6 protein-coding genes are annotated in these 11,349 nt (G+C 49.0%); all 6 read right to left on the minus strand.

Annotated features, from left to right (window positions below; translation table 11 throughout):
• Positions 1-158 precede the first annotated feature (158 nt).
• Positions 159-422, minus strand: coding sequence for a helix-turn-helix domain-containing protein (locus ACE418_RS12960; RefSeq protein WP_416450998.1), 264 nt, complete (start codon positions 420-422; stop codon positions 159-161).
• Between the two features lie 133 nt (positions 423-555).
• A complete protein-coding gene (locus ACE418_RS12965) occupies positions 556-1,965 on the minus strand; it encodes an FAD-binding oxidoreductase (protein WP_416450999.1) in 1,410 nt (469 codons plus the stop codon).
• A 261-nt stretch (positions 1,966-2,226) separates the two neighbouring features.
• Positions 2,227-4,155 carry an ABC-F family ATP-binding cassette domain-containing protein gene (locus tag ACE418_RS12970; protein ID WP_416451000.1) on the minus strand — a complete coding sequence of 643 codons (1,929 nt, stop codon included), beginning with the start codon at positions 4,153-4,155 and terminating at the stop codon, positions 2,227-2,229.
• 904 nt (positions 4,156-5,059) lie between these two features.
• A complete protein-coding gene (locus ACE418_RS12975; RefSeq protein WP_416451001.1) occupies positions 5,060-6,538 on the minus strand; it encodes a restriction endonuclease subunit S in 1,479 nt (492 codons plus the stop codon).
• Entirely contained in the window at positions 6,531-7,979 is a 1,449-nt protein-coding gene (locus tag ACE418_RS12980; RefSeq protein WP_416451002.1) for a class I SAM-dependent DNA methyltransferase, read from the minus strand. Before ACE418_RS12980 ends, ACE418_RS12975 begins: the two co-directional genes overlap by 8 nt.
• A 15-nt stretch (positions 7,980-7,994) precedes the next feature.
• A complete protein-coding gene (gene hsdR / locus ACE418_RS12985) occupies positions 7,995-11,213 on the minus strand; it encodes a type I restriction-modification system endonuclease (RefSeq protein ID WP_416451003.1) in 3,219 nt (1,072 codons plus the stop codon).
• Positions 11,214-11,349: the final 136 nt, after the last annotated feature.

The following is an 11,349-nucleotide window of genomic DNA, read 5'->3' on the forward strand; positions in this document are numbered from 1 at the left end:
AATAGAACGATGAAATAGAATACAAAAAGAGAGCTGTCGCACAAAGCCAAAATGGCTTAATGCGACAGCCCCTTTTTAAGTGGTTAGTGGCTAGCAGTTAGTGGCTAGCGGATGGTTTTAAATTTAAAAACCATCTGCTACAAACTACAAACTCCATACTACAAACTAGTATCGTCCTCCTGATGTTTGGGCCGTGGTTCCCGTTCATCTGTCAGTCCGGCAATGTAATCGAGTGAGGTGTGGTACAGCCTTGCCAGCTGGATTAACTTTTCTACAGGGATTTTCCGTTTCCCTAATTCATACATGCCGTATCCAACTTGTGAACACTTCAAGATTTTGGCCACGTCGGCCTGAGAGAGCCTTGCTTCCAACCGAAGCGTCTTTAAGCGGCTGTAGTATTTCATTTCATCACCTGTTTTCATAGATATAGGATTATAATAAGTACATTAGTAATTTCCTTTATTCTATTATAGTAAATATATAAAAAGACGGCAACGATTATTATGAATATAATCGTTGCCGTCTTTGCAATTTGCTTTCCCCTCTATGAAATAATTAGTCAATATCTACTAATTTGCCAGGATTCATGATGTTATTGGGATCTAATGCTTTCTTGATGGCTTTAATGACGTTAAGTTCGGCTTGCGGTGTGCAAAGTGCGAATTCTTCTAATTTTTTATAGCCAATACCGTGTTCACCGGACATCTTGCCGCCCAGGGCATAGACGCGCGGGAAGAGGTCACGATGGAAGGCCTTGATTTTTTCAAACCATTCTTCCGGCGAAAGCCCTTTGGCGTTCAAAGGCAGGACGTGGATATTGCCATCGCCGATATGGGCGACGGTGACGCAGTAAAGGTCGTATTTTTCGCGCAGTTCCGGAATCTGTTTGGTAATATCCGGAATCCGGTCGAGAGGTACGACGAAGTCTTCTGTCTGGAACATCTTATCGACATCGCGGGCCGCTTCGGCGAACTGTTTGCGCAGTTTCCAGATACGTTTATCCGCTTCAAATTCATCGATAGAGCCGTTGGCTTCTGCCAAATCGCAGAGCTGTTCCATCTTGCGGTCCGAATCATCTTCACTGAACGATTCGACTGTGACGATGACGTAATCACAGCCTTCATCGACATGAGGCATCGTCATGTCCAGGAACTTGCAAGTCATGCGCAGGGCTTCATTGTCCATGAATTCGATACTCGTCGGGTCGATACCGGCTTTAAGGATCTTATTCGGCAGGGCAAAAGCTTCTTCATCGGTCTTGAAGACGCAGACCATATTGAAGGCATACGGCGGCATGGGACGGAGCTTGACCGTGACTTCCGTAATGATGCCCAGTGTACCTTCGGAACCAGCAAAGAGCTGTTCCAGGCAAAGGCCGGTAGAACTCTTCTTGAGGCGGGCACCGGCGTCGAGGATATCCCCCGTCGGCGTGACGACTTTCAAGCTGTAAATCTGATGGCGCGTCGTACCGTATTTGACGGCCTTATTGCCGCCGGCATTGTTGGCAACATTGCCGCCAATCATGCTGCTGTCAGCACTGGACGGGTCACCAGCATACAAGAGGCCGTGTTTAGCGGCTTCCCGCTGCAGGTCGCCGGTGATGACGCCGGTCTGGCAGACGGCATACATATTATCGGCATCGAATTTGAGAATCTGGTTCATCCGTTCCAATTCGACGACCATACCGTGATAGACAGGGATGGCGCCACAGGCGACGCCGGAACCAGCCGAGCGCGGTGTAATCGGTACGAGGTATTTATTGGCTAATTTGACGATAGCTGCGACTTCTTCTGTCGAACCAGGGAAGACGACGACTTCCGGTTTATGGAAATAATGGGAGTTCCCTTCTTCGTCAGTCTGATATTTTTCCAAATAATCTGCGTCGGTCTTGACGTATTTATCACCGACGACCTGACGTAATTCTGCTAATAATTCTGGCGTAACCGGGTTGAACTTTGTTGCCATATATAAACGCTTCCCTTCTATCAGAATCTTTCCGTATTCTCTATGAATATAATAAATACTCTCTTTTCGTGGGAGTTGAGCATAGTATACCACGTACAGGAAACTTGTAAAGCCCGTTTTCTTGATATTTTTAAAAATTCTGTCAAGAAAACGGGCTTTTTAAAACTATACATCGGGATGTTTACGTAAAGTTTTACGTTTTACGAATCACCGGTCCTAAAGTTTATATTTATTTTTCATATCTGCCATGCGCGGACAGTCTCAGGATTCCGAAAGGGCTTCCCATTTTTCATACGCTTCATCAAGCTGGGCCTGGGCTGCTTCATATTCCTTCGTCAATTCCATCATGGCGTCGGCATCGGTCTGGTTCTGGGGCATATTCATCTGCACTTCATACATCTTGATCGTCGCTTCCAGTTCGGCAATTTTCATCTCGATTTTTTCCAGTTTCGCCGCCTGCCCATAGGCCGGAGCTTTGGCCGGCGCTTTCACGGGTTGAGCCGGTGCCGCTTCCGCCTTCTTCGCTGCCGGACCTGCCTCTTTGTCATGAACTGGCGAGGAACCTTGCGTTTCTGCAGCTGCCTTTTCCGCCGCTTCTTGGGCTTCACGGACCTTTTCCCGGTAATAACTGTAATTGCCGACATATTCCGTGAGCTGCTTATTTTCCAGGACCAGTGTCCGCTGCGTGATTTTATCGAGGAAATAGCGGTCATGGGATACGACCAGATAGGTCCCGCCGAATTCCAGCAAAGCCTGTTCCAGCACTTCCCGCGTCGGGATATCGAGATGGTTCGTCGGTTCGTCGAGGATGAGGAAATTCGGCCCCTGCAGGAAAAGCTTCAACAGTGCCAGCCGGGCCTGTTCCCCGCCGCTGAGGCTGTCGATGACCTTGAAGACATCATCGCCGCGGAACATAAAGCGCCCCAGGACAGACCGGGCCTCTTCTTCGCCATAACTAAAATCATTCATGATTTCATCAAGAACCGTCCAGGCCCCGTGCAAATCGGTATGTTCCTGGGCAAAATAACCGATATGGACGCGGCTGCCCAAGGTAATATGACCGCTGGACGGTTCCTTTTCACCCATGATCATGCGGATGAGCGTCGTCTTCCCCGTCCCATTGGGCCCGATAAGGGATGCCGCTTCGCCGCGGCGCAGGAGGAGCGATAAATGGTCGAATAACTGCCGGTCAGCAAAGCCGCCGCTGACCTTGTCCAGGACCAGGACTTTCTGGCCGCACTCTTCGCCGGGCTTGAAATTGAAATGCAGCGATTCATCCTCCGGCTGCCATTCGATACGTTCCAGCCGGTCCAGCTGGGACTGGCGGCCACGGGCCTGCTTGGCTTTGATGCCGGCCTTGTACTTGCGGATATATTCTTCCGTTTCGTGGATATGTTCCTGCTGCTTCTTATAGGCCTTTTCCAGGGCCTTCTGCTGCTGGGTATGCTGTTCGACGTAGCGCGAATAGTTGCCTTTATACTTGGTCACTTTGCCATGAGACAGTTCCAGGATGCCCGTCGCCACGCGGTCCAGGAAATACCGGTCATGGGATACGATGAGGATACCGCCGCCATAAGACAAGAGATAACTTTCCAGCCATTCCAGCATATCCACATCGAGATGGTTCGTCGGTTCGTCGAGGAACAAATAGTCCGGCCGGCGCACCAGGGCTTTGGCCAAATTGATGCGCGTCTTCTGGCCGCCAGAAAAACTCTGGACTGGCCGGTCCATATCAGCTTCCGAAAAGCCCAGGCCCTGGACGATTTTCCGAGACATCGACTCATATTCATAACCGCCGAGCCATTCAAAACGTTCCTGCATCCGGGCATAGCGGTTCATCAGGCCTTCATCGTCGGGATGAGCCTGCATGTCCTTTTCGACAGCCTTCAAATCCTTTTCCAGCTTCATGACATCCTGCCAGGCTTCCGTAATCGTCTGGCGCAGCGTCACATCATCGGCATAGGTGATATCCTGCTGCAAATAGCCGATAGATTCACCTTCGGAAACGACAAACGCCCCGTTATCGTACTCTTCTTCACCCATGAGGCACTTGAGCAGCGTCGACTTCCCGGCCCCATTGGCCCCGATGAGGCCGATCCGTTCGCCCCGGCGGATTTCAAAACTGACATCATGGAATACCGTATGCACTCCAAAAGACTTACTCAATTTCTGTACTTTAATACTACCCATCTATACAATCCTGCCCTTCCTGGCATCATGACGATAAAACAAAAAAAGAGCCGCCCCGAATTCCCGTCTTGGGCAGCTGCCTCTTTTTACGTATCTATTATACCGTCAATCCTCAACCATCGTCAAGCCTCGGACTCAGATGCGGCTTCGCCGCTATAAACTCAAACTAACAACGACGCTTCGGGAAACCCTCTGCGCGTAGCGGGCGCCCCACGGGTCGCCCCTACAATGCGGCTTTTGCCGCTATAAATTCAAACTAACAACAACGCTTCGGGACGCCTTAACAGGACGTCCCCTACGGTATCGCATGCAGGCGATGAAAATGGACGCAGGCCGCTGTTCGCAGGTGGCAGACCGCAAAAAAATCACGGCCTGCGGCCGTTTCGTAGGGGCTTCCACGTGGGAAGCCCGCTAGAGAGATTTCACCACAGCCCCTCCCAATCTAATGGTAAGCTTTTACGAGCTACGAACAACGAGCCACGGCCTTTTCTCGGACTCAGATGCGGCTTCGCCGCAACAGACTCAAACTAACAACGACGCTTCGGGAAACCCTCTGCGTGTAGCGGGCGCCCCACGGGTCGCCCCTACAATACGGCTTCGCCGCGTTAAACTCACGATTATATTACGACCATGTGTCGCTCATCATAAATTCCGGCTATCTCCAAGATTCACGCGGGACGCCTTGCCAGGGCGTCCCCTACGGTATCGCATAGAGGCGATGAAAATGGACGCAGGCCGCTGTTCGCAGGTGGCAGACCGCAAAAAAATCACGGCCTGCGGCCGTTTCGTAGGGGCTTCCACGTGGGAAGCCCGCTAGAGAGATTTCGCCACAGCCTAGCCGAGTATAATGGCGTTTTTTTTTACGAGCTACGAACAACGAGCCACGGCCTTTTCGCCAGTCGCGTTACAGAAGCGGCAACAGTTCATCCAGTTTGGCAACGATGCGTTTTTGTTCGGCAAGAGGAGGAAGGGGAATAATAATAGCTTTTACCTTGTTCTTATTAAGATTTTTTACGACAGCTCCAACTGCTGTCTTGGTAAATTCTCGCTTAACATATTGACTAGAAATCAAATAATAGAAGAATTCTTTGTTTAATGAATATACAAAGGGGCTTAAAACTAACCAACCGTCATGAATACATCCATCTGTTTTTAAGATATATGGGCGACCATAGCTCATAGAATTTGTTAATAACAAATCGCCACTCTTTACAAATCGGCTTTTTTTAAGTCCTTCGGGTTTAATTTTTTCTTTTACATGATAAATGTATTTTCCGCCGATTTCTGTATCTCCTATTTTTATCCAATTAATACCGTTCATGTCTTCGGTAAGAAATGCTTTTATCGGGCGCGGTGAGCCACCACGAGCAACGTCGAACAAGTCATTTATGCGTACCCACATCCAGTTTTTCGGAATTTCAAAGGGAGTTTCATCCGCTTCGATTTCCGGCAGAGTTTTTTCTTTCTTGATTTTCTTTTCAGCTATGAGCCGCTGTTTTTCTTCTTTAATGTCTTGGAAGAGGTCCCGTGCGTTGCCGTCTTCGTCTCTCTGGTCCGTGAGTTTCCCCTGCATAGCCAGTTCCAGCAGTTTGGCTTTCATGGCTTGCTGCAGTTCCCGGTATTTTTCGTAGGCTTTATCGATGACATCCAGCTGGGCAAAAAGAGCGGATACCTTGTCGGCGATGCGTTGTTGTTCGGCAAGAGGAGGAAGCGGGATAAGGTATTTTAAAACATCTTTTGCAGCTAAATTAGGTTGCGCAGTGCCATTTGCATATTTATTTAATTCATTGACAGCTTGTGGGGATTTTAAATAGATAAAAAGATATTTCCTTAGAGCAGTGTCAAATAGTCGAATAATAGCCAGCGATGAGGCAATAGCTCCTTCACAAAAGGGTTCTATACGAGCGACTTTTCCAAATGATCCTCTTAGACAGAACAGTAAATCATTTCTTTGGATTTTTCCACTGCGTAATGAATCATACTTATCTCTGGTTATATAATTCATCTTATCCGCATTTAAATATCCATCGTCGGTGATATGTCCTGTATTAATCCATGCTATTCCTGAAGATACATACTCTTCACGTTTGGGATAATTTTTTCCTCTATCTCCATTAATTGCTTGAGCAATATCCCCCAGTCTCACCCACTCCCAGTTATCGGGAATATCAAAGGGCTTTTCTCCTTCTGTTATTTCCGGCAAGGGCTTTTCTTTCTTGATTTTCTTTTCTTTGATGAGTCTTTCTTTTTCTGCCTGTATCGCTTTCAAGAGGTCCCGTGCGTTGCCGTCTTCATGCCGCTGGTCCGTGAGTTTCCCCCGGATGGCCAGGTCGAGGATTTTGGTCCGCATGGCTTTGGTATCGATGTCGAGGTGCTTAGTCATCCTGATCCACCTCCGCCAATTCCTGGCTGAGTACGGCTACGGCCTTGGCAATTTCTTCGGATTTTTCCTGCATGGCTGTCAGGATTTCAGAAAGACTGCGGCTATCCGCTTCTTCTTCATCGGTCATCCAGGAGATATCGAGACTGGTATTGGGACGGGCCTCGATGTCTTCTTTGGTAAATCGGCGCCACCGTCCTTCAGGGTTGGTTTCTGCATCATACGTTTCTTTGCGTTCTGTCTGATTATCGGGGCAGTACAGTTTCTCGAACTCAGCGAAGTCTTTTTCATTCAAAGGAGAGCGCTTGCCAAAGGTACGCATTTTATGGCGCATGTCATAGATCCACACGTCCTGAGTATTGTCCTGGTCGGTAGTCCCGCGGTCAAAGAACAGTACATTGGTCTGCACGCCCTGGGCATAGAAAATGCCTGACGGAAGGCGCAGGATGGTATGGAGATTACATTTATTCATGAGGTCACGGCGAATCTGTTCGCCTACGCCATCGGCAAAGAGGACATTATCCGGCACTACGACGGCAGCCCGGGCCGTCCCTTTGCGGTTAAGGGCGTTGTAAATGACTTCCAGGAAATTGAGCTGTTTATTGGATGAAGCATAGGTAAGGTCGTCACGGGTGGCCCGTTCGCCGCCTTTTTTCGTACCAAAAGGCGGATTGGTCAGGATGACATCGAAGTCCCTCATCCATTTCCCCGCTGCCGAAAGGCTGTCGCCCTGTTCCAGGCGTCCATCTATATCATGAAGGTATTCATTCATAAGGGCCAGGCGATGAGTGGTCGGGACCAGCTCCATCCCGGAAAAAGCTTCATGCCGCTGGAAATGCTGCTCTTCATTGGACAGGTCGAAATAATCATCGGTCTGTTTTTTCAGATAGTCATTGGCGGCGACCATAAAGCCGAAAGTCCCTGCCGCCGGATCACAGAGCCGTTCTCCCGGTTCAGGACGGACCATGCGCACCATCATGTTGATGAGCGGACGCGGCGTGAAATACTGGCCCGCGCCGGACTTGGTCTCATTGGCGTTTTTCTCCAGCAGTCCTTCATACAGGTTGCCCAGGCCTTCTTCTCGGGCAGAGAACCAGTCGAGCTCATCAATATCCTTGATGATTTTTTCCAAATTGGCCGGTTCATCAATACTGGTCGACGCATCTTTATAAATGGCATTGACTTTCGGGTTCGGCGTCTTTTGGGCATTGCCCAGGTCCAGCAGCATCTGCTTATAGAAGTTCTTGAGTTCCAGCCCCTCTTTGGCTTTCAGCTCATCCCAGCGATACTGCACGGGGATTCCTTCTTCCTGGCCCTGCTCCTTGCTCATCTTGAGAAACAAAATATATGTAAGTTCCGTGACATAGTCCTGATAGGTAATGCCGTCGTCACGAAGGACATTACATTCATTCCACAAACGTTGTACGATTTCTTGATTGGTCATAATCTTCTCTTTCTATTAGGCAAATATAATATCATTGATGACATCGACAATTTCATCGGTCTTGTCTTTAAAAATCCGCTGCATCCCTTTATAGCCGCCACGGCTGCGAAAGGCATCGTTAGAGTCAAAGGCGACCTGGGCATTAGGCCCCAGGACATTGTTCAGGAGCAGCTGTTTCTTAATTCGTTCCAACCATTTCATCTGTGTCGGCGTCCATTCTGCCAAGCCATAGACCTTGCTCATGGCGCGTTCCACCAGGGCATCTTCGGACTCCAGCGGCGTGCCCAGGGCAGCCTGTCGGATAAAGCTGATAATATTAGCGGCTGTCGCTTCTTTATTCACTTGCCGCCAAGCAGACTGCAAATCGTGTTCCCGGAAGCCCTGTGCCTGAAGGATGGCATCGATCTGCTGTAATTCTTTCAAGGTCAAATCCCTCGGGCGATTCACAATGACGCCGATTCCCGCAATGGCATTGACGTTGTTCTGGATGAAGGCATTGAATTCTTCCAGATAATCGCCCGGGCCTTCCCCGGTTTTCCCATAGCTCTGACGAACACTGACCAGCTTATCGTCCTGATGGGAAATAAGGACCTTCTGGGAATCCCCGCGGAAAGTATCAACGAGCAGGATGGCTTGTTCTTCTTTTACCATTTCTTCCTTGCTGCTTTTTTCCAAAGACCGGGCCCATTCAAAGAGGTCCCGAACGCCCGTCGCTGTTTCCAGCGATTTGCGATCTTTCTCATTCAGACGATGCAGCTTACGCTGCACTTTGGCAATGAGCTGATCCCGATATTCTGCAAAGTCGCCTTCATCTTTCGCTTCTGTGACTAACTGAAAGAGGTCTCCCACAGAACGATGGACGTTCTTTTCGTGAATGACCGCATTCATGTCGGTGACTTTTTCCATGCTGGCGAATTGTCCGACGGCATCGTAGATATTGAAGCAGTCCATCCCCGGGAACAGGCGCGTAGCGCGGCCAATCATTTGTTCAAACAAAATACGGGACTTCACGCGACGCAGGAACACCAGGTTCATGATGGATGGGACGTCAATGCCCGTCGTCAAAAGGTCAACAGTAACGACGATATTCGGGAATTCTTCGTTTTTAAATTCCCGGATATGCTGTTCTTTATGGCGGTCATGGCCTGTAATTTTCATGATGGCATTCGCCGGCAAAGGCTTATCGGCTTGGGCGAAGGCCTCCTGCAGCAGGTATACAATCATATCGGCATGAGAATCACGGGCGGCAAAGATAAGCGTCTTGCCCAGTTCCCGATCCAGTGGGTCCAGCCGTTCTGCCAAGACATGACAGACGACACGATTAAAGGATTCTGTCACTACTTTCGTATTGAAAGCGTCGACATCAAAATCCATGTCGTCCGGTAACTGATATTTCTTGATAGACGCATCGGGCTCATGAAAGACTTCGACTTCCTCATCTTTCTGGAAATGGATACCCGCTTGGGAAAGTTCTGTCGTAATGACATAGGGCGCATTGTGATCCATCAGATAGCCATCGAGGACAGCCTGCCTGTAGGTATAACTGTAGACGGGATTGCCAAAGATGTTTACCGTATTCAAGGCCGGCGTCGCCGTCATACCGATAGCGACGGCGTCAAAGTAGTCGATGACACGGCGGTATTGACTGATATATTCACTGGGGTCGTAATGTTCCATTTCATCATCACTCATCTCGCGGTCTTCGAGATAGCCGCGATGGGCTTCATCGACGATAATGAAATCATACGTCCCCGGTGAAAGCTGTGGCAGTTCTTCTTCATTATTGAACAGCCGTTGTACCAGCCCTTGTACGGTAGCGATATGGATACGCGTATTGGCTTCCGGAGTCTTATCGCCATATTCTTTGACGCCATAAATACTACGGATGGACTGGCCATCCACCTTATTATCTTTGAGGGCATCTGCCGTCTGCTGTGCCAGGGACTGACGGTCCACGAGATATAAGATACGCCGGGCCCGCTTATTCTTAATCAGCCGGTACATCAGGGCTATGGCCGTACGCGTCTTCCCTGTGCCTGTTGCCATGGCCAGCAGGATACGATGCTTATGCTCGCCGATGGCTTTTTCGATTTCCTGAATGGCCAGCTTTTGATAATAGCGTCCGGCAAAATCAGGATAGTAGTTATCCTTTTGCAAGGCCGAATCTGCATCCTCTTCGGGCCGGGCCATTTCCTTCATTTTGATGTCATCCGGCGTCAGCCAGCTTTCAAGGGGACAGTCGGGATGATTTTTATTGCGCAGATCACGGAACCAGATGCCTGACTGGTTTTTCATTTGAGATAAATAAGGCCGGCCATTGGCACCGAATAAAAATACAGCACTATCCATGGCATAGGGTTTCCTCCCCTCAGCCACAACATCTCCTGCATTTTTTAGATGCTTATAGTAATCATAGGCCTGGTTCAGCGCATCTGCGGCTACCGGTTCTTCATACTTTTTCGCCTCAATGATACCTACAGCCCGTTCGCCATTGAAGAGGACATAATCAGCACGCTCTTTGCTATGAGGCAGCTTCCACTCGGCAATCGCCATATTATGGCCCTTGCGCGGAAGTGTCCCCTTTGTCCAGTTATTAAGCCTTTTACTATCCGCTTCCCAGCCGGCATCACGAAGCTGCTGATCGATGATTTCCCGTGTCTGTGCTTCGCTAAGCTTGTTCCTGGCGGCAAATTTCCTATTTTTACGCCGCCGTTCCGCGCGGACACTTTCGGATACCTCTACGGGCTGCGTATGCTGAAGCTTCTCGATTTCAGCCGTCAGCTGTTCGATTTTCTTTTGCTGATCGGCAACCATCGTCTGCTGATCCACAGGCTTCTGATACGGCTTTATATCAGCCTGGGTGAACGTTTCAAGGAACCAGCACCAGACAAAGAACGCTTCCCGGTCAATAGATAAGGCCACCTCAAGGGAGGGATAAAAATCAGCTTCATGAGCCGCTTTATTACGCAAACGGCGAATCCTGTCCAAAGCCGCCGTGACACTGGACGGATACTCATTACTCGATGCCTGCATACGCAAAATACGCTCATTCTGCTGTAAATTCCAATCCTTCATTCCATCTAAGCGGAAAATCAGTTTGGTCAGCTGTTCAGCAAAAGAGCCGAAAATCGTCAAACTGCTCTTGGCATCCGAATACATCAAGAGTTCTGCACTATCCGCTAATTTCGCCAAATTGGGATATTCTTTACTCTCAAAATTTGCCAATTTAACCATCCCTTTTCACTTATTTTGCCTCTTTGTCTATCGATCCGCAGTTTACACTTTTTAGACAGTTGAACCTCTCCCGCTTATAGAATCGGGAGATTCTTGAGAAGGTTGCTGTTTAAGTTTCCTCCTGAAATCAGGATAG

The organism is Megasphaera jansseni (genome assembly GCF_047974155.1).
In the GTDB taxonomy this organism is placed as follows: Bacteria; Bacillota; Negativicutes; order Veillonellales; family Megasphaeraceae; genus Megasphaera.

Coding starts and splice junctions, on each gene's coding strand:
- ACE418_RS12960 (WP_416450998.1), bottom strand. CDS start 422: ATGAAAACAGGTGATGAAATGAAATACTACAGCCGCTTAAAGACGCTT.
- ACE418_RS12965 (WP_416450999.1), bottom strand. CDS start 1,965: ATGGCAACAAAGTTCAACCCGGTTACGCCAGAATTATTAGCAGAATTA.
- ACE418_RS12970 (WP_416451000.1), bottom strand. CDS start 4,155: ATGGGTAGTATTAAAGTACAGAAATTGAGTAAGTCTTTTGGAGTGCAT.
- ACE418_RS12975 (WP_416451001.1), bottom strand. CDS start 6,538: ATGACTAAGCACCTCGACATCGATACCAAAGCCATGCGGACCAAAATC.
- ACE418_RS12980 (WP_416451002.1), bottom strand. CDS start 7,979: ATGACCAATCAAGAAATCGTACAACGTTTGTGGAATGAATGTAATGTC.
- hsdR (WP_416451003.1), bottom strand. CDS start 11,213: ATGGTTAAATTGGCAAATTTTGAGAGTAAAGAATATCCCAATTTGGCG.